This window comes from Amycolatopsis sp. NBC_01286, assembly GCF_035982555.1.
In the GTDB taxonomy this organism is placed as follows: domain Bacteria; phylum Actinomycetota; class Actinomycetes; order Mycobacteriales; family Pseudonocardiaceae; genus Amycolatopsis.
On the sequence record NZ_CP108428.1, the window covers coordinates 8,739,024 to 8,763,607 of the forward strand.

Annotated in this window: 23 protein-coding genes; 8 read left to right on the forward strand and 15 right to left on the reverse strand. The window is 72.6% G+C overall.

Annotated elements, in window-relative coordinates:
• Positions 1–41: 41 nt before the first annotated feature.
• Entirely contained in the window at positions 42–461 is a 420-nt protein-coding gene (locus tag OG570_RS39925) for a MarR family winged helix-turn-helix transcriptional regulator (RefSeq protein WP_326953979.1), read from the reverse strand.
• A gap of 56 nt (positions 462–517) precedes the next feature.
• Here OG570_RS39925 and OG570_RS39930 point away from each other — a divergent pair, with 56 nt between their 5' ends.
• Together OG570_RS39930 and OG570_RS39935 are read left to right on the forward strand one after the other, a co-directional pair.
• Complete coding sequence (locus OG570_RS39930; protein ID WP_326953980.1) at positions 518–1,042, forward strand: DUF6790 family protein; 525 nt, start codon at positions 518–520, stop codon at positions 1,040–1,042.
• Between the two features lie 20 nt (positions 1,043–1,062).
• Positions 1,063–1,701, forward strand: coding sequence for a TMEM175 family protein (locus tag OG570_RS39935; RefSeq protein ID WP_326953981.1), 639 nt, complete (start codon positions 1,063–1,065; stop codon positions 1,699–1,701).
• Positions 1,702–1,705: 4 nt separating this feature from the next.
• On the opposite strand, the gene OG570_RS39940 is transcribed toward OG570_RS39935, so the two are convergent.
• The 3 genes from OG570_RS39940 to OG570_RS39950 all read right to left on the reverse strand — a co-directional run bounded on the left by OG570_RS39940 (position 1,706) and on the right by OG570_RS39950 (position 4,435).
• Positions 1,706–3,157 carry an amidase gene (locus OG570_RS39940; protein WP_326953982.1) on the reverse strand — a complete coding sequence of 484 codons (1,452 nt, stop codon included), beginning with the start codon at positions 3,155–3,157 and terminating at the stop codon, positions 1,706–1,708.
• 204 nt (positions 3,158–3,361) lie between these two features.
• Positions 3,362–3,958, reverse strand: a complete 597-nt coding sequence (locus OG570_RS39945; RefSeq protein ID WP_326953983.1) for a TetR/AcrR family transcriptional regulator — start codon at positions 3,956–3,958, stop codon at positions 3,362–3,364.
• A 78-nt stretch (positions 3,959–4,036) separates the two neighbouring features.
• The gene (locus OG570_RS39950) at positions 4,037–4,435 is read right to left on the reverse strand and encodes an STAS domain-containing protein (protein WP_247050989.1); all 399 of its coding nucleotides are present in this window, start codon (positions 4,433–4,435) and stop codon (positions 4,037–4,039) included.
• Between the two features lie 132 nt (positions 4,436–4,567).
• Here OG570_RS39950 and OG570_RS39955 point away from each other — a divergent pair, with 132 nt between their 5' ends.
• The gene (locus OG570_RS39955) at positions 4,568–5,389 is read left to right on the forward strand and encodes a class I SAM-dependent methyltransferase (protein WP_326953984.1); all 822 of its coding nucleotides are present in this window, start codon (positions 4,568–4,570) and stop codon (positions 5,387–5,389) included.
• A 190-nt stretch (positions 5,390–5,579) separates the two neighbouring features.
• Positions 5,580–8,750 carry a TIM-barrel domain-containing protein gene (locus OG570_RS39960; RefSeq protein WP_326953985.1) on the forward strand — a complete coding sequence of 1,057 codons (3,171 nt, stop codon included), beginning with the start codon at positions 5,580–5,582 and terminating at the stop codon, positions 8,748–8,750.
• A gap of 95 nt (positions 8,751–8,845) precedes the next feature.
• Here the strand turns inward: OG570_RS39960 and OG570_RS39965 are convergent, their stop codons facing one another.
• The 8 genes from OG570_RS39965 to OG570_RS40000 all read right to left on the reverse strand — a co-directional run bounded on the left by OG570_RS39965 (position 8,846) and on the right by OG570_RS40000 (position 16,601).
• The gene (locus OG570_RS39965; protein WP_326953986.1) at positions 8,846–9,688 is read right to left on the reverse strand and encodes an SDR family NAD(P)-dependent oxidoreductase; all 843 of its coding nucleotides are present in this window, start codon (positions 9,686–9,688) and stop codon (positions 8,846–8,848) included.
• A gap of 71 nt (positions 9,689–9,759) precedes the next feature.
• A complete protein-coding gene (locus OG570_RS39970) occupies positions 9,760–10,761 on the reverse strand; it encodes a proline racemase family protein (RefSeq protein WP_326953987.1) in 1,002 nt (333 codons plus the stop codon).
• A complete protein-coding gene (locus OG570_RS39975) occupies positions 10,761–11,672 on the reverse strand; it encodes a dihydrodipicolinate synthase family protein (protein ID WP_326948816.1) in 912 nt (303 codons plus the stop codon). The genes OG570_RS39970 and OG570_RS39975 overlap by 1 nt, the downstream gene beginning before the upstream one ends.
• A complete protein-coding gene (locus OG570_RS39980) occupies positions 11,659–13,041 on the reverse strand; it encodes an FAD/NAD(P)-dependent oxidoreductase (RefSeq protein WP_326953988.1) in 1,383 nt (460 codons plus the stop codon). Before OG570_RS39980 ends, OG570_RS39975 begins: the two co-directional genes overlap by 14 nt.
• Positions 13,038–13,301 (reverse strand): (2Fe-2S)-binding protein, encoded by a 264-nt coding sequence (locus OG570_RS39985; RefSeq protein ID WP_326953989.1) that lies wholly within the window; start codon positions 13,299–13,301, stop codon positions 13,038–13,040. The genes OG570_RS39980 and OG570_RS39985 overlap by 4 nt, the downstream gene beginning before the upstream one ends.
• Positions 13,298–14,464 (reverse strand): NAD(P)/FAD-dependent oxidoreductase, encoded by a 1,167-nt coding sequence (locus tag OG570_RS39990; protein ID WP_326953990.1) that lies wholly within the window; start codon positions 14,462–14,464, stop codon positions 13,298–13,300. The genes OG570_RS39985 and OG570_RS39990 overlap by 4 nt, the downstream gene beginning before the upstream one ends.
• Before the next feature lie 50 nt (positions 14,465–14,514).
• Positions 14,515–15,120: an XRE family transcriptional regulator gene (locus OG570_RS39995; RefSeq protein ID WP_326953991.1), complete on the reverse strand. Its 606-nt coding sequence runs from the start codon at positions 15,118–15,120 to the stop codon at positions 14,515–14,517.
• A gap of 71 nt (positions 15,121–15,191) precedes the next feature.
• The gene (locus tag OG570_RS40000; RefSeq protein ID WP_326953992.1) at positions 15,192–16,601 is read right to left on the reverse strand and encodes an aminopeptidase P family protein; all 1,410 of its coding nucleotides are present in this window, start codon (positions 16,599–16,601) and stop codon (positions 15,192–15,194) included.
• Positions 16,602–16,697: 96 nt separating this feature from the next.
• Between OG570_RS40000 and OG570_RS40005 the strand changes: the two genes are divergently transcribed.
• Positions 16,698–17,681: a LysR family transcriptional regulator gene (locus tag OG570_RS40005; protein WP_326953993.1), complete on the forward strand. Its 984-nt coding sequence runs from the start codon at positions 16,698–16,700 to the stop codon at positions 17,679–17,681.
• A gap of 3 nt (positions 17,682–17,684) precedes the next feature.
• On the opposite strand, the gene OG570_RS40010 is transcribed toward OG570_RS40005, so the two are convergent.
• Positions 17,685–18,197 (reverse strand): bifunctional nuclease family protein, encoded by a 513-nt coding sequence (locus OG570_RS40010; RefSeq protein WP_326948810.1) that lies wholly within the window; start codon positions 18,195–18,197, stop codon positions 17,685–17,687.
• Between the two features lie 194 nt (positions 18,198–18,391).
• Between OG570_RS40010 and OG570_RS40015 the strand changes: the two genes are divergently transcribed.
• Positions 18,392–18,865 (forward strand): SRPBCC family protein, encoded by a 474-nt coding sequence (locus tag OG570_RS40015; protein ID WP_326953994.1) that lies wholly within the window; start codon positions 18,392–18,394, stop codon positions 18,863–18,865.
• Positions 18,866–18,945: 80 nt separating this feature from the next.
• Entirely contained in the window at positions 18,946–20,355 is a 1,410-nt protein-coding gene (locus OG570_RS40020; RefSeq protein WP_326953995.1) for an MFS transporter, read from the forward strand.
• Positions 20,356–20,376: 21 nt separating this feature from the next.
• On the opposite strand, the gene pdxR is transcribed toward OG570_RS40020, so the two are convergent.
• Positions 20,377–21,786, reverse strand: coding sequence for a MocR-like pyridoxine biosynthesis transcription factor PdxR (gene pdxR / locus OG570_RS40025; protein ID WP_326953996.1), 1,410 nt, complete (start codon positions 21,784–21,786; stop codon positions 20,377–20,379).
• A gap of 81 nt (positions 21,787–21,867) precedes the next feature.
• On the opposite strand from pdxR, the gene OG570_RS40030 reads away from it, so the two are divergent.
• On the forward strand, positions 21,868–23,106 hold the full coding sequence (locus OG570_RS40030) for an MFS transporter (RefSeq protein ID WP_326953997.1): 1,239 nt from the start codon (positions 21,868–21,870) through the stop codon (positions 23,104–23,106).
• Here OG570_RS40030 and OG570_RS40035 read toward each other — a convergent pair.
• Positions 23,081–24,553: a helix-turn-helix domain-containing protein gene (locus OG570_RS40035; protein ID WP_326953998.1), complete on the reverse strand. Its 1,473-nt coding sequence runs from the start codon at positions 24,551–24,553 to the stop codon at positions 23,081–23,083. The genes OG570_RS40030 and OG570_RS40035 overlap by 26 nt on opposite strands.
• Positions 24,554–24,584 lie beyond the last annotated feature (31 nt).

Here is a 24,584-nt window from a genome sequence, read left to right on the forward strand (position 1 = left end):
TCACGTGCCGGAGTCGCGCGGGGTTTCGCGCCGATACGTCGTCAGTCGGATTCGAGGATTTCCGCCAGCCGGAGGGTGTCTTCGAGGTAGCGCTCGTAAGGGAACCCCGCGGCGACAAGCCCAGCGCGGAACTCGTCGTAAAGCGGCTTCCCGTTGACCTGGAACGCCTTCCGCCCGGTCTCGGTGAGCGTGACCAGCCGCCGACGCGCGTGGGCGGGGTCGACGACCACCCGCACCAGGCCGTCCGCCTCCAGGGACCGCAGCGCCCGGCTGATCGCCGGGTCCGAGACCGACATCGCCTGCGCCAGCCGGTGCTGGGTTGCCGGCTCGATGTCCTCCAGGGTGCCGAGCAGCCGGATCTGGCTGTAGGTCAGGCCGTCCTGGCCATCGGTGCGCCGCCGGGCCGCGTCGCCCAGGAGCATGACCACGCGGTGCAGCAAGTCTGCGAGTCCTTCGTCCACGTGGTCAGCCTAACAGAGTGTTGACTAGTTAATGTTAACCATGCAAGATTCACGGCATGGACAACTTCGGTTACCTCGCCCAGTCAGCCTTTCCCCTGGTCTGGATCCTGGTCCCGGCCATCGGCGCCTACGTCCGCGGCCGCCACGCCGCCTCCGCCCGGGAGCGGCTGGAGATCTGGCAGCGCTGGTGGGCCATCGGCGCCTTCGGCATCGGCAGCCTGTGGATGACGGTGGCGTTCCTCGTCTTCCCGGACGTGATGGCCACCGCGATCGGCTTTCCCCGCACGCCGTTCCTGTTCGAGATCGCCTTCGCCAACCTCGGGCTGGCCATCATGGGCTTCCGCGCCGCTTCGGCGTCGGCGCGCGAGCGCATCACCATCGGCCTCGGCGCCGGCATGTTCCTGTGGGGCGCGCTCGTCGGCCACGTCTACCAGTGGTTCGCGAACGGCGACCACGCCCCCGGCAACACCGGCGGCGTACTCGTCAACGACCTGCTGATCCCGGCGGTCATGATCGTGCTCGCCGTGCGGTCCCGGCGCCTGGCCGACACGCCCTCGCCGACCGGCCCCGTCGCCGTCTGAACCCGCGGGAGCCGACCACCATGGGAACCCAGCACAGCGAAAGCGAGACCGGCGAAGCGCGCACGGCCGCCGCCGACCGGCTCACCACGTTCGTCGACGCGGTGATCGCGATCGCCCTCACCCTGCTCGCCCTGGAACTGCCCGTCCCCACCGGCGACACCAGCGACGCCATGCTGAGCTCGGCGTTGGCCCACGGCAAGGAGTACCTGGCCTTCGCGCTCAGCTTCACGGTGATCGCCGCCCACTGGCGCGCCCACCACGAGATCTTCCGCTACGTCGGCTCGCTGAGCCTCCGCCTGACCAGCCTCACCCTGGTGTGGCTGTTCATGCAGGTCGTGATGCCGTTCGCCACCCGGGTGCTCACCGCCGACGGCGCCTTCCCGCCCCGGTTCAGCTTCTACGCGCTCGTCCAGGTCTTCGCGTCCGCGACGTTCGCGCTGATCATCCGGGAGATCCGGCGCGAACGCCTGTACCGCACGGACCTCGCGCCGCCGGAATTCGCCCAGAGCCTGGTGCGCAGCATCTGCCTGGCCGCCGTCTTCGGGCTGTCCGTTCCCCTCTCGTTCCTGATCACCGGCACCGGCGCGTACCTGTGCTGGCTCGCGGCGCCGCTCGTGCTCGCCGCCGCCCGCCGCGTCCAGAGCCGCGCCGTCCGGTGACGCCCTACTCCGGCTTCCGGAAGCCGCCGATCTCCCGCTCCAGCAGTTCGGCCAGCCGCAGCGGGGTGCGGTCCTCGAGCATCGGGCCGATGAGCTGCACCCCGACCGGCAGGCCCTCGGGAGACCGGCCCGCGGGGACGGCGGTGGCGGGCAGCCCGGGCATGGTCGCCAGGCCCGCCCAGACGAGCTGGTCGAAGTACGGGTACTCGACGCCGTCGACGTCGACGCGCCGGTCCAGCGGATTCGGGTGGTGGTCGTGCGGGAACGCGGGTGTCGGCGTGATCGGGCACACCACGGCGTCGAACTCGGCGAACAGCCGCCGCCAGCCGTGGCGGTGGACCTCGCGGCGGTTGCTCGCCACCAGCCAGTCGCCGTGGCTGAGCACCATGGCGCGCAGCCGCACGGAGTCCAGGCTCCGGTCGTCCGCGCTCAGTCCGGCGACGCGGGTCCGCAGCTGCTCGAGCGTTTCGACGGGAAACCGCGCGGGCGAACCCGAAATCAGCAGCTGCATGTAGAGCGTCGCGGCTTCGGTCAGATCGGGCAGCAGCGGGCTGTGCCGGGCGACGCGGGCGCCGCCGTCGACGAGCGCGGCCGCCACCCGGTCCACGCCCGCCCGCACGGCGGACCCGGTCGCGATGAGCGGGTGCTCGTCGAGGACCAGGACCCGGAAGTCGCCGAGCCGCTCGTGGCGGGCGGGCGGCAGGGCCACCCGGTGGGCCACTCCGGACGTCAGCGGGTCCGGTCCGGCCATGACGTCGAGCAGGAGCGCGAGGTCGCGGGCGGTGCGCGCCATCGGACCGACGACGGCGAGGTCGAGGTCGACGGGCAACGCCGGCTCGGCCGGCGGGACCATCCCGCGACTGGCCGCCAGTCCGAGCGACGGCTTGTGCGCGTAGACGCCGCAGAAGTGCGCGGGGGTGCGCAGCGAGCCGGCGATGTCGGAGCCGATGGACAGCGCGCCGAACCCGGACGCCAGCGCCGCCGCCGACCCGCCGGAGGACCCGCCCGCCGTGCGACCGCGGTCCCACGGATTGGTGGTGGTGCCGTAGATCTCGTTGAAGCTCTGGATGTCCTGCAGCCCCAACGGCACATTGGTCTTGCCGAGCACCACCGCGCCCGCGGCCTTGAGCCGCGACACCTGGACCGCGTCCTCGGCCGGCACGTGGTCCCGGTGCGGCGGCATGCCCCAGGTCGTGGGCAGCCCGGCGACGTTGTACGACTCCTTGACCGTCACCGGAACGCCGAGCAGCGGCCGGTCCTCCCCCCGGGCGCGGGCCTGGTCGGCCCGGCGTGCGGCGGCCCGCGCACGGTCGAAGTCGCGCACGCAGATCGCGTTGATCACCTCGTCGGCACGCTCGATGCGGGCGATCACCTCGTCGGTCAGTTCCACCGACGTCACCGCACCTCCGCGCAACGCGGCAATGAGTTCTTCGGCCGATTGAAAGCTCCATTCCATGAATTCGACGCTATCGACCTGTCACCGAAGACACGAAATTCCGGTTCACGCAACGGGGGCTCACCTCGTTCCACCCTCAAAGGTGGCCCATCGCAGGTCACAGGGCCAAAAAGGGGAAACGCAACCCGCTCAGGCCATCAAATGCCGCATCACGCAACAGGATGGATGTCTCAATTCCCGGCCGCCGGCCATTGACGTTCGCGATCACCCAAGGGAATGGGACCGGCGCTGGAACAGCGGCAGCAGGACGTCGTCGACGATGTGCTCGACGAAGGTCCGGTCGATGGGCTCCCCCACGACCACGAGGCGGTGCACGATGAGCGCCGGAACGATCTCGGCGAACAGCTTGTCCGCGCCGGGGACGAGGTGGTCGCCCCGCGCGCCGCCGAAGGGCCGCTCGGTCATCGCCGCTTCGTCGCGCCGCAGGATCCGCCGCATCTTCGCCGCCAGGTCCGGATCGCCGCGCATGCCGGCGAACAGCCCGACTTCCTGCTCGGCGATCTGCTCGGCCAGCCATCCCACGGTCCGCACCAGGTCCTGCCGCAGATCACCGGTCCCGGGCGCGGGCGGCACGCTCGCCGCGCGGTGCTCGACCGCCGCGGCCACCAGCGCGGCCTTGCCGGCGTAGCGCCGGTAGATCGTGGGTTTGCCCACGCCGGCTTCGGCCGCGACCGCCTCGATGGACAGCTGGTCGTAGCCGACCTCGACCAGCAGTCTCAGTGTCGCGTCGAGGATCGCCAGGTCCAGGCCGGTGTCGCGCGGTCTGCCCCGAGCGGGCCGCGCGTCGCGGGCACTGGGCACACCCACCTCCTATTTACGAAACGAAACCGGTGCGTAATCAAATAGAGGCCCACCACGGCGCGGCGGGAGCGCGAGCAGCTACCCGGCAGCGTCCTGGAGCCCGGCGGCGAGCAGTTCCCGCAGCGCGTCGGACAGCGACGCGAACATCGGGACACCCGCGGCCAGGCCGGTGATGCGGAACAGCCGTGCGAGCGTGCGGCTGCTCGCCACCAGCCCGAAGTGCCGCCCCTCGGCCCCGGCGCGTTCGGCGGCCGCCGCCAGGGCGCGGGCGCCGGCGAGGCCGACGAACGCGATCTGGGTGAGGTCCACCAGCGTCGTACCCGGTGGGGTGTCGCGCAGCTCGCGCTCCAGGATCGGGACGGTCAGGGCGTCGATCTCCCCGGCGAAGGTCAGGATCAGCAGGCCGGGACGGTACTCCGTCCGGCGCGCCGCGAGCGGGCGCGGGCCGGAGACGGGGATCGGTGGCTGAGGGGACACGGGTTCGGCAGGCCTTCCGCGCCGGCGGGCCGGCGTCGCGGGGAAGTGATCAAGGACGGGAACTTGATACCCAAACCTCCGGCCGGGAAACGCGCTATCCGGGTGGGGATTGACCACCCTAGGCTGCACACCGTGATCGCTGGTGGCTGGGACTGGGATCCGTCGCTGTATTCCGGCAGCGCGGCGTACTACGCGCGCGGCCGCGCCGCCTATCCGGACGCCCTCGCGGAGGCGTTCACGGCCGAGCTGGGGCTCGACGGAACCGGCCGGCTGCTCGACGTCGGCTGCGGGCCCGGGTCGCTGACCTTGCTGTTGGCCGGCAAGTTCGACGAAACCGTCGGCCTGGACGCCGATCCGGACATGCTCGCGGAGGCGACCCGGCGCGCGGCGGACGCGGAGATCGGCACCTGCCGGTGGGTGCACCGGCGGGCCGAGGAGCTGCCCGCGGATCTGGGCGAATTCCGTTTGGTCACCTTCGCCCAGTCGTTCCACTGGCTGGACCGCTCGGCGGTCGCGGCGGCCGTGCACGGGATGCTGGCCGCCGGCGGCGCCTGCGCCCACGTCCACGCCACGACGCACCAGGGCGTCGATCCGGACGACCAAGCAGCGCCGCACGACGCGATCACCGACCTGGTGCGGCGGTACCTCGGCTCGGTGCGCCGCGCGGGCCAGGGCGTGCTCCCGGACGGCACGGCGGCGGGCGAGACGGAGATCTACCGCGCGGCCGGGTTCCACGGACCACGGCGGTTCGAGGTCCCGGGCCGGGTCGTCACGAAGGACGCCGACGCCGTCGTCGCCGCGGTCTTCTCGTTGTCCAGCGCGGCACCGCACCTGTTCGGCGACCGTCGCGAAGCGTTCGAGGCCGACCTGCGGCAACTCCTGCACGAAGCCAACCCGGCGGGCGTCTTCACCGAGCGGCTGCGCGAGATCGCCGTCGACCTCTGGTGGCCCTGAGCCGTTCGGAGCACCGCGTGCGGCCAGATCGCGGGACACAACCGGCCTGCCTATGGACAGCCGTCGAACGCCTGTGCTCTGATCACCACCACCAGATTTACAACGTTGTAAGCGGTCCCGGGAACGGAGCAGCCCGTTGGCATCGAACGGTTGGCGGAGGTCCTGCGCGGTCGTCGCGGTCCTGAGCACGGTGGCGGCCTTGACGGTCGCCGGATCCGGACCGGCGGCGGGTGTGTCCCGGCCGCGGACGGTGTCCGCGGGCGACGCGCGCTTCCAAGTGCTCTCCCCCACCCTGATCCGGACCGAGTACGCCGCCGACGGCAAGTTCCTCGACCGCCCCACCTTCACCGCGATCGGCCGTGACGCGTTCGGGCCGACGTCGTTCAGCTCGACCACTTCCGGCGGCTGGCTGACGATCCGGACGAGCGCGGTCACCCTGCGGTACCAGCTCGGTTCGGGGCCGTTCACCGCGCAGAACCTCGTCGTGCAGGAGAACGCCGGCCCGGCGCCGGTCACCTCGACGCCGTGGCAGCGCCTGATGTGCGCGGCCGGCGCGCTGTGCGAGGCGGAAGACCTGCAGTACAGCGGGCTGGCCGTCGCCGCGGACCACACCGGCTACACCGGCGGCGGGTTCGTGGCCGGGTTCGAAGGCACCGGCAACTCGCTCTCCGCCGACGTCGACGTCCCCACCGCCGGCGCGTACCGCTTCGACACCCGCTACGCCAACGCCGTCGCCGGGGACGGCCAGCACGTCACGCGCACCCTGTCCCTCTCGGTCGACGGCGGCGCGAGCCGGACAGTCTCCTTGCCGGTGACCGCGGACTGGGACACGTGGAGCGTGGCGTCCGTCCCACTGCAGCTGGCCGCGGGCCGGCACACGGTCACCCTGACGCGCGCGGCCGCGGATTCGGGCAACGTCAACGTCGACAGCGTCGCGCTCCTGTCTCCTGACGCGAGTTACCCGCCGGCGTCGGCGAAAGCGATGCTGGACTGCCGTTACGGCGTCGACTGCGAGGCGGAGTCCGCGCGCACCGCGGGTTCGGCGAAGCTCGCGTCCGACCACGCCGGGTACGCCGGCCAGGGCTTCCTCGCGGAACTGAACCAGGGCTCGAGCCTGACCCAGCGCGTCGTCGCCGTGCCCGCCGACGGCACGTATTCGCTGCAGGTGCGTTACGCCAACGGCGTCGGCGGCGACGGCCTGCACCAGACGCGCACGGCGACGGTCTCGGCCGGCGGCGCCACGCAGGTGCTTTCCCTGCCCGCGACGGACAACTGGGACACCTGGGGCACCGCGTCCGTCCCGGTCGCGCTCAAGGCCGGCACGAACGACGTCACCCTCGGCTGTCCCGACCCCGCCAGCTGCCACGTCAACCTCGACACCCTCGCGGTGACGCCCGCCGGGGCGCCCGCGCCGGCGCCGCACCTCGCGCTCGGCGGCTACCGCCGCGGCCTCGACGGCGTGAACGGCGACAACGGCGACCCGAAGACGGTCCCCGGGCTGCTCTACCGCGACGGCTGGTACCTCCTCGACGACACCGTCTCGGCGGTCTACGACCAGCGGGCCGGCAAGCCCACCCCGCGCGGTGACCACGGCGGCAAGCCGTACCGCGACGGCTATGTCTTCGGGTACGGCCACGACTACCAGCGGGCGCTGGGCGATCTGGCCACCCTCACCGGGCCGCCGGAGCTGCTCCCCCGCTGGGCCTACGGCGTCTGGTACTCGGAGTACATCGACCGCACCGCGGCGGACTACGAGAACACCATCCTGCCGCGGTTCCGCGCGGAGGGCGTCCCGCTGGACGTCCTGGTCACCGACACCGACTTCAAGGCGCCCGACACGTGGAACGGGTGGGAGATCGATCCCGCGAAGTTCCCCGACCCGAAGGCGTTCTTCGACTGGTCCGCGGCGCAGGGCCTGCACAACACGTTCAACACGCACCCGAGCATCCGCAGCACCGACCCGCAGTTCGCCCAGGCGCAGGCGACGGCCAAGGGCAAGCTCACGAAGACGGCCAACTGCGGGTCCGGCGGGGGCGGCGGCGACTGCTACTCCTTCGACTGGGGCGACCCGAACCAGCTCAAGGCCTACCTGGACCTGCACAAGACGATGGACCGCCAGGGCGTGGACTTCTGGTGGCTGGACTGGTGCTGCGACGGCTCGCAGTCCTCTTTGGACGGTGTGACGCCGGACGCGTGGATCAACCAGCAGTACGCCGACGACGCGGACCGCGCGATCGGCCGCGGCTTCGTCATCTCCCGCGCCTACGGTTCGCTGCAGTCGGGCGGCTACGGCAACCCGGCCGCCGTGCCGACCGGCCCGTGGGCCGACAAGCGCTCGGCGATCCACTTCACCGGCGACACGTCGTCCACCTGGGGCACGCTGCGCATGGAGGTCGGCTACACCCCCGGCGAGGCGGCGGCGACCGGGATGTCCGCGGTCAGCCACGACATCGGCGGGCACAACGACACCACCGGCCTGCCCGGCTCCGAGACCTACGACGGCGGGCGCACCAAGAAGCTGCCGGACGACCTGTACGCGCGCTGGGTGCAGCTCGGCACGTTCCAGCCCATCGATCGCCTGCACAGCAACCACAGCGACCGGCTGCCGTGGCAGTACGGGCCCGAGGCGAAGGCGTCGGCGACGAAGTTCCTCAACCTGCGCGAGAACCTCGTGCCCTACACCTACACACTCGCCCAGCAGGCGGCCACGACCGGCGTCCCGGTGACCCGGCCGCTCTACCTCGACTACCCCGAGGAGCCGAACGCCTACCAGCTGGCCGGCAGCGAATACCTGTACGGGCCGGACGTGCTGGTCGCGCCGGTCACCACCCCGGGCACGACCGCGACCACGAACGTCTGGTTCCCGCCGGGTCAGTGGACGGACTACTTCACCGGCAAGACCTACGCCGGCGGCACGACCCAGGCGATCACCACCGACCTGAGCACGATGCCGGTGTTCGTCAAGGCGGGCGGGATGGTGCCGAGCCGGACCAGGAACGTCACCGACGACGTCCGCAACCCGCTCGACGCGCTGACGCTCACCGTCGCCGAAGGCGCGTCGAGCACCTTCACCCTCTACGACGACAACGGCAGCAGCGGCCGGAGCGCGTCCACCAAGGTCCGCTACACCGCGGGCAGCCACACCGTGCGGATCGACCCGTCCGACGGCTCTTTCCCCGGCCAGGTACGGGATCGCCGGTGGACGGTCACGTTCCTCGGGGCCACCGCGCCGAAGACGGTCACGGCCGGCGGCGACCGGCTACCGCCCAGCGCGTACCACTGGGACGCTGTAACGCACACTCTGACCGTCACGCTCCCGCCGCGGAGCGTCCACGCGCCGGTGACGGTCGCCTACCGGTGAGTAGACTGTGCCGACAGCGGGGTCGTCATGAAGGTGTAGTCGCCGGCCGGGCGCTGACGGCGTCCAGGCTGTCTTCGAGCACGGTCTCTCCATTCCTAAGCGACGTCAGGGAAATCGGCACCGCGAGACACGGCCTCGTCCGCGCGGACGGCGTCGAGGGTCTTTTGCAGCTTCGACGTGACCTTGTCGAAGGCCGGGCCGCCGAGGACGAGCCGGTGCGGCGGATCCGGCCGTTCCATGGCCGCCAGCACCGCGCGCACGCCGCGGGCGGGATCGCCCGGCTGACGCCCGTCCTGCTCGACGAAGGCAGTGCGCACGGCGTCGAGCAACGGCGCGTAGGCGTCGACGGTCTCGCGAACCGGCTCGGCCGAGAAGCCGGCGTAGGCGTGCGTCCGGAACGCTCCGGGCTCGACCAGGAGAACCTTGACCCCGAACGGCTCGACCTCCTGGCGCAGCGCGTCGGACAGGCCTTCGACCGCGAACTTCGCCGCGCTGTAGTAGCCGAAGCCCGGGACGGCGTCCATCCCCGCGGCCGACGACATCGTGACGACCCAGCCGGAGCCGCGGGCGCGCATGCCCGGCAGCACCTCGCGCAGCACGGTCACCACGGAGAAGAAGTTCAGCTCGAACGAGCCGCGCACGACGTCGTCGGCAGTGCCCTCGACCGAGCCGTACCAGCCGCGGCCGGCGTTGTTGACCAGCACGTCGATCTCGCCGAAGCGTTCGCGCGCCTCGGCGACGGCCCCCCGGACCTCGCCGGGCGCGGTGACGTCCAGCCGCACGGCGTGGGCGCGATCGCCGTGCTCGGCGACCCATTCCTTCAGTTCCTCGGGACGCCGGGCCGTCAGCACAACCCGATCGCCCGCTTCGAGCGCGGCGTCGGCGTACGCCATGCCGAACCCGCCCGGCGTGCCGCCGGTGATGAACCAGTTCCTCATGTACCCACCTCCACTACAGAAGCTATAGAGTTGACTATAGCACCGTGTAGCTTCACGGTCGGGACGTCAGCTCACAGGACGAACCCCGTCGGGAACGGGTCCGTCGGATCGAGCAGGTAGGTCGCGGTGCCGGTGATCCACGCTCGGCCCGAGAACTCCGGCACCACCGCGGGCACGCCGCCGACCGTGGTCTCGGCGACCAGCTCGCCGGTGAACGTCGTGCCGATGAACGAGCTGTTCTCGAACGGCGTGTGCAGCGGCAGCTCGCCGCGCGCGTGCAGCTGCGCCATCCGCGCCGACGTGCCGGTGCCGCACGGCGACCGGTCGAACCAGCCCGGGTGGATGGCCATGGCGTTGCGCGACGCGCGGGCGTCCGACCCCGGGGCGAGGAACTGGACGTGCTTGCAGCCGCCGATCAGCGGGTCGGCCGGGTGCTTCGGCGGCCGCTGCTCGTTGATCGCGTCCATGATGGACAGTCCGGCCTTCAGGATCCGTTCCTTCTCCGCCCGTTCGAACGGAATGTCCAGTGTGGACAGGTCGAGGATGGCATAGAAGTTCCCGCCGTAGGCCAGGTCGTAGCGCACCTCCCCCAGCCCGGGCACGTCCACAACGGCGTCCCGCTCGGCCAGGAACGACGGCACGTTGCGGAGTTTGACGCGCTCGGCGCGGCCGTCACGCACGGTGACCTCGGCGTGCACGAGCCCGGCGGGGGTGTCGAGGCGCACGACGGTCGTCGGCTCGGTGACCGCGACCATGCCCGTCTCGACCAGCACGGTGGCGACGCCGATCGTGCCGTGGCCGCACATCGGCAGGCAGCCGGAGACCTCGATGTACACGACGCCCCAGTCGGCGTCCGGGTGGCACGGCGGCTGCAGGATCGCGCCGCTCATCGCGGAATGGCCGCGCGGTTCGTTCATCAGGAACAGCCGCAGGTCGTCCAGGTGCTCCAGGAAGTACCGGCGGCGTTCGGCCATCGTGTCGCCCGGGATGACGGCGACGCCACCGGTCACGACCCGCGTCGGCATGCCCTCGGTGTGCGAGTCGACGGCGGTGATCGCGCGCGAGGACCGCATCACGCCACGCCCAGCGCACTCAACGCGCGGTTCATGTCTGCCTCGACCTGCGCGCGGTTCTCGTCGGTGAGCGGCCCGCGCGGCGGGCGGCACGGGCCGCCGTACCGCCCGACCAGGTCCATGCCCAGCTTGATGGCCTGGACGAATTCGGTGCGCGAATCCCAGCGGAACGCGGCCACCAGCGGCTCGTAAAGCGCTTTCGCCTCGGTGAGCTTGCCGGACGTCGCCAGGTCGAACAGGCGCGCCGACTCGGCCGGGAAGACGTTCGGGAAGCCGGCGAACCAGCCGGTGGCGCCCATCAGCAGGCTCTCCAGGACGACGTCGTCGGCCCCGCTGACCACGGCCAGCTCCGGCGCGCGTTCGCGGATCTCCAGCACACGCCGGACGTCACCGGAGAACTCCTTGACGGCCACGACGTTGTCGATCCGCGCGATCTCGGCGAGCAGGTCGGGCGTGAGGTCGACCTTGGTGTCGAAGGGGTTGTTGTAGACCATCACGGGCAGCCCGACCGAGGCGACGGCCTCGAAGTGGGCGAGCACTTCGCCGCGGTTGGCGCGGTAGAGCGTGGGCGGCAGGCAGAGCACACCGTCGGCGCCGTCCTCGGCGGCGGCCTCGGCCCACTGTTTTGCCTGGTGCGCACCGGGTCCGTGGACACCGACGACCACGATCCCGTCGTCCCCGACGGCCTCGATGGCGGTGCGGGCGACGCGGCGGCGTTCGACGTCGGTGAGCGAGGAGTACTCGCCGAGGGAACCGTTGGGCCCGACGCCGCGGCAGCCGTTGGCCACCAGCCAGCGGCAGTGCTCGGCGTAGGCGTCGTAGTCGACGGCGAGGCCGGCGGGGGCCGCGTCGTCCGGCCGGTAGGGCAGCGCGGTGGCGACGACGACGCCTCCGAGGTCACGGGTGCTCATGGGACTCCTTGGGTTCATGCTCGGGCTCGGCGAGTTCGCCGAGCCGGATCGGCTGGGCGATCGGACGGTGATGGCGTTCGGTACCCCCGCAAAGTTCGGCGACGGCCGGGCCGCACATCCGGCCCTGACACGGTCCGAGCCCGGCGCGGGTGCCGAGTTTCAGCGCGTGCGAACCCGCTCGAACGGGGTCACTCGCGGCCTTGCGCAGATCGGCAACCGTGGTCTCCTCACAACGGCAGACGATCGTGTCGGGCCGCAGCCACCCCGACCAGCCGTCGCCGATCGGATGGGCCGCTGCCAGCCTCTTGGCGAACTCCCGGGCGTGATCCCGGGCGCGACGCAGGCCCCGATCCGGCTCGCCTCCCGCAGCCGCGTGCCCCGCGACCGCACCCTCGGCCGCGGCGGCGACCGCCCCGCCGATCCCGGTGATCTCCCCGGCGGCGAAGACGCCTGGCACGGTGGTGCGCTGCTCGGCGTCGACCCGCACGAAGCCGCCGTCGAGCACACAACCCGCGGCGACGGCGAGTTCGGGCTGCGGGACGAAGCCGTGCCCGACGCAGACGGCATCGACCTGGTAGATCCGTTCGGTGCCGGGGATGACCGACCAGTCGGGGCTGAGCCGAGCGGTGACGACCTCACGGACCCGGTCGTCCCCGCGGGCTTCGATGACGGCGCGGCCCATCCGGTACGGCACGCGATGCCGGGCGAGCGTGGCGGCATAGCGGAGGAGTTCGGTGGCTTTGGTTAGGTGACGCGCCAACCGCCACGGCTGCCTGGACCATCCTTTTCGGACAGTCGCGTTAGGATTGGCCTCCAGTACCGCGACGACCTCAGCCCCGACGCCCAGCAGCGACTCGGCAACGGGCAGCAGAAACGGCCCACTCCCGGCGACAAGCACCCGCCGCCCGACGGCGACACGCTCACCTTTGGCGAGGGCTTGCGCCGCACCGGCGGTGAAGACACCCGGAAGCTGCCAGCCGGGGAAGGGCAGGGTCCGGTCATGCGCACCGGTGGCCAGAACAAGCGCATCGGGGGCGAGGACATGCCGCTCCCGAGCGGAACCGTCGGCGGGACCCCGAAGCACGTGAACCCGAAGCGCGAGATCGGCTTCCAAACGAACGAGAGCCCAGACCGTGCTGTTCGGCCACCACCGGCACCTCGGGTGGTCCAGCACCCGCCGCCGCCGCGCGAAATCGGCCCCGTCATGCGGCTTTCGGGTCTCGTAAGCCTCCGGCAGGGTTCGGTGGTACTGCCCGCCCGGCACATCGGCCTGGTCCAGGACCGTGACCTCCACACCAGCCCGCAGCGCGTGTTCGGCCGCGGCCAGGCCTGCGGGGCCCGCGCCGATGACGACCACCTGGCGGGTCATGACTTCTCCTGGCGGGTCTGGGTGCGGATCTCGTCACCGTCCGCCGCGCGGCGGCGGCAGGCTCGGACGTCCGGGACTCCGTTCACCGTCAGCACGCAGTCGAAACACGCGCCGATGCCGCAGAACACGCCGCGTGGTGCACCCGATCGCGTGGTGCGCCACGACAATCGGCCCGACGCCAGCAGGATTCCTGCCACCGTCTGGCCTTCGATGCCCGGCAGCGGCTCGCCGTCCACCGTGATGCGGATCGGGCGGCTCATGCCAGCACCGCCGGACGGTCCACCGTGAACTCCTCCACCGGGCAAGAAGGGGCAACTCCGGTCAGCATCTCCCGCAGCAGCAGCGCCGTCCCGACGCTCAGGCCGATGCCCGCTCCCTCGTGGCCCGTCGCGTGCCACAGGTTCGGGACCCTCGGATCCGGGCCCAGCACCGGCAGGTGGTCGTCCACGTACGGCCGGAACCCGCCGTACGCGCGCATCACCGCCGCGTCCGCCAGCGCCGGGAACAGGCGCAACGCCTTCGCCGCGATCGCGCCCAGCACGTCCGGCCGGAGCGTGTCGTCGAACCCCACCTGACGCCGCGACGAGCCGATCAGCACCGTGCCACCCCACGTCGACTCCACGACGGCGGACGTCTGCAGCGCACCGCTGTCCGCCCCGACCGCGCCGACGTAGTCCGCGTCGTACACCTTGTGCCGCACCACTCCCGGCATCGGCGTGGTCACCAGCACCTCACCCCGCCGCGGCAGGACGGCGATCGGGGCGCCGAGGCGCGCGGACACGATCCCGGCCCACGGGCCCGTCGCGTTCACCACGACGTCGGCGTCGATCACCTCGCCCGGGACGCGGACGCCGGTGATCCGCCCGCCGGTCACGACCGCGCCGATCACCTCGGTGTCCGCCCGCAGCCGGGCGCCGTGCGCGAGGGCCGAGCCCAGCAGCGCCAGTGTCGCGCCGGCCGGCTGCACCTGCGCGTCCTCCGGGTAGTGGACGGCCGCGACCACCGAACGCGTCAGCGCGGGCTCGAGAGCAGCCACTTCAAGAGCAGTCAACGACTTCGTGACCACTCCGGCGGCGGACTGCGTCTCGGCGAACGCCGTCAGCGCGGCGGCGCCGGCCGAGGTGGTGGCGACGACGATGCCGCCTTTGGCGTCGAACTCCGTCGCGGCCGCGGCACGCGGGTCCCCGGCCGCGATCTCGGCGACGACGCGCGGCCACAGCCGGGCCGACAGCCGCGCGAGCGCCAGCTCGGCACCCGGCCCCTTGTCGGAGACGAGCACGTTGCCTTCGCCGTGCGAAGTGGTCCCGCCGGCCGGGCGCCCCCGGTCCACGACCACGACGTCGAAGCCGGCCAGGCTCAGCTCCCGGGCGCACGCGGCACCGACGACACCGGCCCCGAGCACGACCACCCGCGTTCCGTTCATCGATCCTCCGCGTTCGTCAAACCGAACGCTAGGTTCTCGGACGGACCGTGTCAACGCCCGGTCGGCAGCACCGGGTGCGGGCGGCCGTCGAGCCGTTCGTCCGCGCGGTACTGCAGCAGCAGCACCGAGTGCACCGGCGCCGCCAGCGCGGTGTAGCAGTGCGGCTCGCGGGCGTCGAACGCGACGTAGTCGCCGGGGCCGGCGTCCACCGTCCGGCCGGCCACCTCCACGCGCAGGCTGCCGGTCTGCACGATGGTGTGCTCGATCCCGACGTGCCCCTGCGACCGCTGCGGCGCGTCCCCGCGCACGACCTGGTCGTAGACCTCGAAGACGCCGTCGCCGGTCTCGATCCGGCGCAGCGGGCGCAGGTCGACGCCCTCGCCGCGGAGCACTTCGACGTCGGCCGCCCGCACCACCGTGAGCGCGCCGCCCGCCCGCTGGTCGAGCAGGTCGGAGATGGCCACCTCGAGCACCCGCGACAGGCTGAACACGGTCTCGATCGTCGGGTTCCCGCCGCCCGACTCCAGCTGCGAGAGCGTGGCCTTCCCGATCCCCGACCGGCGGGACAGCTCGGACAGCGACAGCCCCCGTGCCGTCCGCGCGGCCCGCAGGTTGACCGCCAGCATGTCCCGGATCGACGGCGTCGAGTCCTCCACCGCAGCTCCCTTTCGTTCGGCAAACCGTACGATCGACCCGGCGAATCGTTCGCTTTACCGATCGGACGTCATCATGCCACGCGGACCCAGGCCTCGACCTCCTCGGCCGTGGAGGGGAACGCCGAGGACAGCAGCTCGTACCCGGCCGCCGTGACCACGACGTCGTCCTCGATGCGCACGCCCAGGCCGCGCAGCTCGGGCGGCACCGTGAGGTCGCCGGCGTGGAAGTACAGGCCGGGCTCGACGGCCAGCGCCATCCCTTCGGCCAGCGGCCCCGCCCGGTAAGCCTCCGGGCTCGCGGCGGCGCAGTCGTGGACGTCCAGCCCGAGGAAGTGGCCGGTGCCGCAGACGATGTACCGGCGGTGCTGCTGCCCGTCGGGCGAGAGCGCCTCGTCCACCGACACCGGGAGCACGCCCCAGTCGTGCAGCCCCTTCGCGAGCACCCCCAGCGCGGTCGTCTGGAACGCGGCGAAGTCGTTGCCCGCCCGGACCTCGGCGAGCGCGGCGACGTGGGCCGCGTGCACCAGGTCGTAGACGTCGCGCTGGGCCGCCGTGAACTCCCCGGACACGGGGAAGGTGCGGGTGATGTCGGCGGTGTACAGCGAATCCAGCTCGACGCCCGCGTCGAGCAGCACGACGCTGTCCTCGGCCACCGGCCCGTCGCAACGCGTCCAGTGCAGCACCGGCGCGTTCCGCCCGGCCGCGACGATCGACGTGTACCCGGGGCCGGTGCCCTCGGTGCGGGCGCGCCGGTCGAACGTGCCCTGCAGCCAGCGTTCCCCGCCGCCGCGCACCGCCTCCGGGAGCGCGGCGAGCACGTCAGCGAACCCGCGGGCGGTGGCGTCGACGGCGGCCCGCAGCTGGCCCACCTCCCAGTCGTCCTTGAGCCGCCGCAGCTCCGCGAGGACGGTGCGCAGCCGCTCGCTGTGGCCCTGGCCGTACGCGTCGAGCACCGGGTCGACCCCGGCGGTGACCAGCACCTGCGGGTGCCGGCCGCGCAGGCCGCGGGGCAGGTCCTCCAGCGGACGGCACTCGAGGCCGAGCGCCTCGGCGTACGCGGCCGGGGTGGCCGCGGAGCCGACCCACAGCGGGCTGGTGTCGGCGTCGCCGATGAAGTCAGTCTCGTCCGGCTCGGCCGGGCGCGGGACGTAGAGCGTCGCGTGGTGGCCGTCGCCGGCCGGGGTCAGCACCAGGATCGCGCCTTCACGCTGACAGCCGGTCAGCCAGACGAAGTCGCTGTCGGCGCGGAAGCCGTGGAAGGTGTCGTTGGACCGCACGACGGCGCGGCCGGCCGCGAGCGCGATCCGGTGCCCGGGCAGCGCCGCGGACAGCCGGGCCCGGTGCGCGGCGGCGGCCTCGGCGGTGCCCGCCGGCACCTCAACGACGTCGGCGGCGGGCTCCCAGCCGTCGCGGATCCAGTTCCGGAACCCCTTCGCGTTCAGCAGCGCGCGCAGGTCGGGCCGGGTTCGGTCGCCGGTCATCGGCTCCCCTTCCACGTAATAGAGGACAGGCTTTCGCACCGAGCCTCACACCGTGGACGCCCGGGCGGTAATGGCTCGCGGCGATAGACTCCGGCTATGGCCCTGGAGATTCGGCAGCTGCGGGCGATCTGCGCCATCGCCGAGGCGGGCAGCCTGTCGCAGGCGGCCGCCGCGCTGGGCGTGTCCCAGCCGTCCCTGACGTCCCTGCTGCAGCGCTTCGAACGGCAGATCGGCACGCCGTTGTTCCTCCGCAGCCACACCGGCGTCACGCCCACCCCGGCCGGCGAGCAGACGCTGCGCCGGGCTTTGGTGCTGCTGCTGGACTTCGACCGGTTCGAGGCCGACCTGCTCGGCTCGACCGGCACCGGGCCACTGCGGCTGGGATCGTCCCAAATGGACTGTCTGCCGACGTTCGTCGAGCGGCTGGACGACGCGCTGCCCGGCGTCGAGGTGACCGTCCACTTGGAACCGTCGAGCGCGGTGCTGGCCCACTCGCTGGCGCGCGCGACCCTCGACGTCGCCGTCATCTCCATGTCGGACGACCAGGAGGTGCCGCTGGCCAAGCACCTCGGGCACCGGGTGCTGCTCCCTTGGATCCCGGTCTTCATCGGCCTGCCCGCGCGCCACCGGCTGGCCGGGCGGACCGAGGTCGAGCTGGCCGATCTCGCGGACGACGCCTGGATCGGCCCGCCGGGCCCCGAGGACGGTTCGCTGACGTCGTTGCGCGCGGCGGCCCACCGCGCCGGGTTCACCCCGCGGATCCGCTTCGAGTGCCCGAACGGCGGCGGCCGTCAGCTGGTCGCGGCCGGCCAGGCGGTGCAGCTGGTCGAGCCGACCGCGCCCGAGCAGCCCGGCATGGTCGTCCGGCCGCTGGCCGGCGACCCGCTGCGGATGCGGCTGGTGCTGGCCTGGCGCAAGGAACGCGTCACGTGGGACCAGGCCGAGCAGGTCTACCGCGCGGCGATGACGTCCTACACCCGGCACGCGATGGCGCCGGGCCCGTTCCGGTCGTGGTGGACGCGCAGGCGGGACGAGCGGTCCTGGGACAGCCTGGTCGGCTACTTCGGCGACGGCAGCTGAGCGTCAGAGGTCGAAGTCCTCGGGCCGGATCCCGTCGAGCTCGGCGCGGAAGCGGGCGACCTCGGCCTCGGTGTCGAGCGCGTCGGTCGCCGGGCCCTCGGCCTCCTGCTCCACCTCGAGCTGCACCGACGCGACGTCGAGCACCTCCTCGGCGACCCGGATCGGCGCGCCCTGGCGCAGGCCGAGCGCGACCGCGTCGCTGGGCCGGGCCGACACGCGGGTGCCGTCGACGAGCACGAGGTCGGCGTAGAAGATGCCGTCGCGGACCTCGGTCAGCTCGACGGCCGCGACGCCTTGGCCGAACGCCGCGAGGACGTCGCCGAGCAGCTCGATCGTGCCGGGCCGCGGCTGCTCGATCTGCTCGCGCGCCCGCACCAGGGCCTCGGCCTCGCCGTAGCCGATCATGATCGCGAGCCAGCGGCGCGCCCCGTCCGGTTCGCGCAGCAGCATCAGCGGGGCTTCCCCCGGCACCGGGACGGCCATCCCCACGACCTCGATCGGGATCACGCTGACCACCGCTCCCTCCGTGTAAGGACTCCTCCGCGCGCGAAGTACCCAGAAAGTCCGGGTTTACACCCTGCTTTCGGCCGCAACTTTTTCACCAACTCGGCCTACCGCGCCTGACCACCCTGAACAACCGGCTCTCCTGCGCTGCGGACAACGCCGGATCCCCTTGCCGGGTGGTGCCGGCCGCTGTCACCGTCACGGGTGTGGAGCCGACGATTTCGCGCAGCATCGACGTTCCGGTGGATGCGGCCACGGTGTGGTCGTGGGTCACCGACCTGCCGCGGATGGGCGAGCTGAGCCCGGAGAACGTCGGCGGCCGCTGGCTCGACGGCACCGGCCCGACACTGGGCGCGCGGTTCCGCGGCCGCAACCGCAACGGCGAGCTGCGCTGGTGGACGCGGGTACTGGTGGTCGCCTGCGAGCCGGACCGCCGGTTCGCCTTCGACGTCCGGACGCCGCTCGGCTCGCGCGTCTCGCGGTGGGAGTACGTGCTGACGCCGACCGCGACCGGCTGCGTGGTCACCGAGAACTGGTACCGGATCGGCAGCTGGGTCGTGCGGAAGTTCATGGGGCCGAAGGTCACCGGCCGCGTCGACCGCCCTGGCTACAACGTCGAGTCGATCGAACACACCCTCGCGGCGCTGAAGGCGCGGGCGGAGCTCCGGGCCGCGGCGTGAGCTAGGTCGCTCCGAACTGGTCAGTCTCTTGTTGAAACTCACTGGCCCGGCTAGGTTGCTTTTTCAAACCTAGGAGGGTCATGACGGACATCGCGCCGAAGCCGGGACTCGTGCTGCTGGTCGTCTCGACGGCGGCGTTCCTGGCCAGCCTCGACACGTTCATCGTCACCATCGCCTTCCCCGGCATCCGGGCCGCGTTCCCGGGCGACGACCTCGCGACGCTGTCGTGGGTGCTCAACGGCTACACGGTCCTGTTCGCCGCCTGCCTCGCGCCCGCCGGGCGGCTCGCCGACCGCTACGGCCGCAAGCGGCTGTTCCTCATCGGCGTCGCGGTCTTCACGCTCGCCTCGGCCGCGTGCGCGATCGCGCCGTCGATCCCCGTGCTGATCGGCTTCCGCGCGGTGCAGGCGATCGGCGCGGCCCTGGTCATGCCGACGTCGCTGGCGCTGCTGCTGACGGCGTTCCCGCCGCACCGGCGGCCGATGGCGGTCGGCGTCTGGGCGTCGGTGGGCGCGGCGGCCGCGGCACTCGGACCGCCGGTCGGCGGCCTGCTCGTCGAGGCGTCCTGGCGCTGGGTGTTCCTGGTCAACCTGCCGATCTGCGCGGTGACGCTGCTGGCCGGCCCGCGCGTGCTGCGCGAGTCCCGCGACACGAGCACCGGTGTCCCCGACCTGCTCGGCGCGGCCGGGCTCCTGGTCGGCGTCGGCGCGCTGGCCTACGCGCTGGTCGAGGCGCCCGACCACGGCTGGGGCTCACCGGCCGTCGTGGCGGCGTTCGTCGTGGCCGTCGTGGCGCTGGCCTGGGTGCCGCTGCGGTCGGCGCGGCACGCCGTGCCGGTGCTGGACCTGCCCGCGCTGCGCGTCCCGACGTTGTGGCTCGCGTGCGTGACGACCGGGGTGTTCGCCGCCGGGTTCGCCGCGATGCTGTTCGGCAACGTGCTGTTCCTGACTTCGATCTGGCACGACTCGGTGCTGCTCGCCGGGCTGTCGCTGGCGCCCGGTCCGCTGATGGTGGTGCCGGTATCGATCCTCGGCGGCCGGTTCGTGCACCGCTTCGGGCCGGGCCCGATCGTCGCGCTCGGCGGCGTCTCGTTCGGGCTGGGGGTGCTGATCTGGTTGCTGCGCATGGATTCCACGCGCGACTACGCGAGCGCGATGCTGCCCGGGCAGCTGCTGACCGGCATCGGCGTCGGCCTGATCCTGCCGTCGCTGTCCGGCGTCGTGGGCACGGTCCTGCCCGCGGCCCGCTGGGGCGCGGGGTCGTCGATGGTCAACACGACCCGCCAGATCGGCACGGTCCTGGGCACGGCGGTGCTGGTCGCGATCTTCGCGGGCACCCCGGACCTGACGGACTTCCGCCACGGCTGGTTCCTGATCCTCGCCACCGCGGTGGCGACGTCAGCCGGCGGCCTCCTCATCGCGACGCGGCGCCGGACCGACCACCACGTCGAACCACCCAGCCCTGCCGCCGTTGTCGTGAGTGGTAATTAGGGTTCTAACCCGAATTACCACTCACGAGACCCAGGCACGATCCAACGCCGCGAGCCCGTCGTCGATCCGCTCCACGGGGATCGCGCCGTAGCCCAGCACCAGGCCCTGCCCGGGATAACCTCCACACAGGTCGGACAGGGTCTGGACTTCCGCTCCCGCAAGGGAAGCGCGGGCCGCGACGGGCTCGAGGTCGTCGTCGGACAGGGCGCACAGGTGCAGGCCCGCCGCCGACGGGATCAGCCGCAGGCGGCCCGCGAACACCCTTTCCAGCGTCGACGTGATCCGCTCGTGCCGCTCGGCGTACACCTTCGTCGCACGGCGGATGTGGCGGGCGAACAGGCCTTCGTCGATGAACCGGGCCAGCGCGGCCTGCGCGGGCAGGTCGCCGTGCCAGTCCGAGAGCTGACGCGCGTGGCGCAGCGCGTCACGCAGCGACGCCGGTGCGACCAGGAAACCCAGGCGCAGCATGGGAAGCAGCGTCTTGGAGAACGACCCGACGTAGGCGACGCGGCCGTCGCGATCGAGGCTCTGCAACGGTTCCAGGGGCCGGTCGGAGAACCGGAACTCGCTGTCGTAGTCGTCCTCGACGATCACCGCGTCCGCGCGCTCGGCCCACGCGAGCAACGCCGTCCGCCGCGACAGCGACATCGGCGTGCCGAGCGGGAACTGGTGCGACGGCGTGACGTACACCAGCCGCGTCCGCGGGGGCAGCGCGGCGACGTCGAGACCTTCGCCGTCCACCGGCACGCCGACGACGTCGGCGCTGTGGGACGCGAAGAGGTGCTTCGCCAGCCGGTAACCGGGTTCTTCGATCGCCACCCGGTCCCCCGGCTCGAGCAGTACCCGGCACAGCAGGTCGAGCGCCTGCTGGGCGCCCTGGGTGACGAGGACGTCGTCCGCGTCGGCCCGCACCGACCGCGCGACGCCGGCGTGCCGGGCGATCGCCGCGCGCAGGCCCTCGTACCCGCCGGGGTCGACGTAGTGCGCGAAGCCGACGGCGTCCCGCAGCTCGCTCGCGAGCAGCCGCCGCCACGTCTCGAGCGGGAACAACGCGGCGTCGGGGATGCCGACGCGGAAGTCGTATTCCGGCGCCCGCGCCACCGGGGCGACCGGCGGCGGCAGCGACCGCCACACCGCCTTGGGCTGCGGCCCGGCGCCCGAAGGCGCCTTGCGCAGCCGCGTCCGGGCCGGAAGTTCCGCGCAGACGTAGGTGCCGGCGCCGACACGGCCGGCGAGGAATCCGTCGGCGGTCAGCCGGTCGTAGGCCACCGCGACGGTGTTGCGCGAGACGGCCAGCCGCCGCGCCAGCTCCCGCGTCGGCGGCAGCCGCTCGCCCTCGCGCAGCCGGCCGTCGAGGATGGCGTCGCGCAGCTGCCGGTAGATCCGGACGCTGAGGTCGCCACGCCCGGCCAGGCTGACGTGGAAGTCCATCCGGCGACCCTACATTGGCCCAGTGCACAAGGCCATAATTGGATCTGGGATCGGGCCAACCCGGGCCCTAACGTAACTCTCATGACGGTGACTCTGGAACGCCCCGCGAAGGCCTCGAAGGCCGCGCCCGGACGGCTGCTCGCGGCCGCCCAGCTGGCCGGCTCGCTCGGCGACGGCGCGTTCCTGACCTGCTCGGTCCTGTTCTTCACCCGGATCGTCGGCCTGAGCCCGGCCCAGGTCGGGCTCGGCCTCACGCTCGGCTGGGCCGTCGGCTCGGTCGCGGGCGTCCCGCTCGGGCACCTCGCCGACCGCCACGGCGCCCGCGGCTCAGCGGTGCTCCTGGCCCTGGCGACGAGCGTGTCGATCCTCGCTTTCATGGTCGTCCGCTCGCCGCTGCTGTTCATCCTGGCCGCCTGCCTCTACGGCAGCTGCCAGACCGGCCTCGCCGCCGCCCGCCAGGCGCTGCTGGCCGCGCTCGCCGATCCCGAGCACCGCACGCGCATCCGGGCGCAGCTGCAGTCCGCGGGCAACGCCGGCCTCGCCGTCGGCGCCGGGCTGGGCGGGCTCGCGCTGTCGGCCGACACGGCGTCGGCGTACCTCACGGTCTTCGCGCTCGACGCCGTGAGTTTCCTGGTCACCGCGGCACTGCTCTTCGGACTCCCGACCGTGGCGCCGTCAGCGCTCCCCGAAACCGGCGAACCGAAACTGGCCGTGCTGCGCGACCGGCCCTACGCCGTGGTGACGCTGCTGAACGCGATCCTGTTGCTGCGCATGCCGTTGCTGAGCGTCGCGATCCCGCTGTGGATCGTGGAACGCACCGCCGCGCCGGGCTGGACGGTGTCCGCGCTGTTCGTGCTCAACACCGTCGTCGTGGTGGTGCTGCAGGTCCGCGTGGCCGGCCGGCTGGCGAGCATCGGCTCGGCGGCGCGGATGGTCCGCCGGTCCGGGGTGCTGCTGTTCGCCTCCTGCGTCGCCTTCGCGTTCTCGACGCTGGGCACCTCGCCGTGGGTCGCGTTCGCGGTGCTGGTCGTCGGCGCGCTGGTGCAGGTGCTCGGCGAGATGCTGCAGTCGGCGGGCTCCTGGGAGATCGGCTTCGCGCTCGCGCCGGCCGACAAACAGGGCCAGTACCAGGGGTTCTTCGGCACCGGGGTGTCGGTGGCGCGCGCGATCGGGCCGGTGCTGCTGAGTACGGTCGTCATCGGCTGGGGCCTGCCCGGCTGGCTGCTGATGGGCGCGATCTTCCTGGCCGCGGGCTTCGCGATGGGCCCGGCGGTGCGCTGGGCCCACGACAACGCTACGACTTCAGCTGCCGCGCGTTGAGCCCGTACTGCGCCATCTTGCGGTAGACCGTCGCACGGCCCATGCCGAGTTTCGCGGCCGCGTGCACCACCGTCGCCCCCGGCTCCGACAGGCACCGCACGATCTCGTCGCGTTCCAGGGCCTGCAACCGGCTCAGCCGGTGCCCCGTCCCGCTGAAGACCTCCGCGGGCAGGTGCGGGGTGTCGACGACGTCCGATCGCGCGGCGGCTTCGCGCATCACGCGTCGAAGCTGCTTCGCGTTCTCCGGCCAGTCGTAGGCCATCAGCGCACGCGACGCCGCCGACGTGAAGGTGACGTCGCGGCCGCGGTCCCGACGGGCGAAGTGGTGCGCCAGCGGGAGGACGTCGTCGGGGCGGAACCGCAGCGCCGGCACCTCTACGACGCGGTCGACCAGCGGGCTCAGCGCCGCGGGCAGCGCGTCGGCGTCCTCCGCGGTCAGCACGAACGGGACCGGGCCGCCCGCGTGCCGCGCCTCGGTGAACAGCCGCGCCAGCTCCCCCGCCGCCCACGCGGGCAGCGCGTCCACGCCCGACACGATGACGCACGTGTCGTCCTTCGTCAGTTCGGGCGTCCAGAGCGTGAGCCACGTGTCGACGTCGTCGGGTGCGGGCGGGCGCGCGTTGAGCACGCGGTCGCGGGGCCGCACCTCCCGGTGCGCGAGCGACGCCAGCGCCGTCTTGCCCGCGCCCGGCTCGCCGACGACGGCGACGACCCGGCCGCCGGCCAGCGCCGCCCGCGTCTCGGCGACCGCCGTGGTCCAGGCGGGTGAGAGCCGCGGCAGGTCACCGGGGTCGACGCGGTCGGCGTACACGCGGAACACCTCGCCACGCGGCGTCGGGCGGGCGATCCGGCCGGACGCGCGGGCCAGCATCAGCGCCGCGGTGTTCCCGGCCGCGGCCTGGGCCAGCGCCAGCAGCAGCTCGGACGACTGCTCCGACCACGTCGTCAGGTTGACGCTGCCGGCGAGCGTGCCGGTGATCGGGTCCAGCACCGGGACCGCCGCGCACGTGTAGCCACGCAGGTCGGTGCAGTAGTGCTCGCCGCCGCGCACCAGCGACGGCGCGCGGTCGGCGAGCGCCAGGCCGAGCCCGTTGGTGCCCGCGTTGCGCTCGGCGTAGTAGAAACCGGGCGCCAGGTGCACCTTGTCGAGCGAGCGGCTGATCGAGACGTCCGTGCACAGCCGGCTCAGCACCAGGCCTTCGCTGTCGGTGATCATCAGGCTGATCGGCTCGTTGGCCAGGGTCGCCTGCAGGCCGCGCAGCACCTCGGTGCCGCATTCGTAGAGCAGCGAACCGGTGTCGACCGCGCCCGAGAACACCGGCAGGACCTCGTCCTCGGGCACGCCGTAGCGCACGCTGCGCTGCCAGGACGCCCGCAGCCGGGGGGCGATGGCGGCGGCCCCGCGCACGTCGAACGACCGCGTGACCTGCACCTGCGGGTTCTCCACCGCGACCTCCGCTGCGTCGGACTCCCCCAGG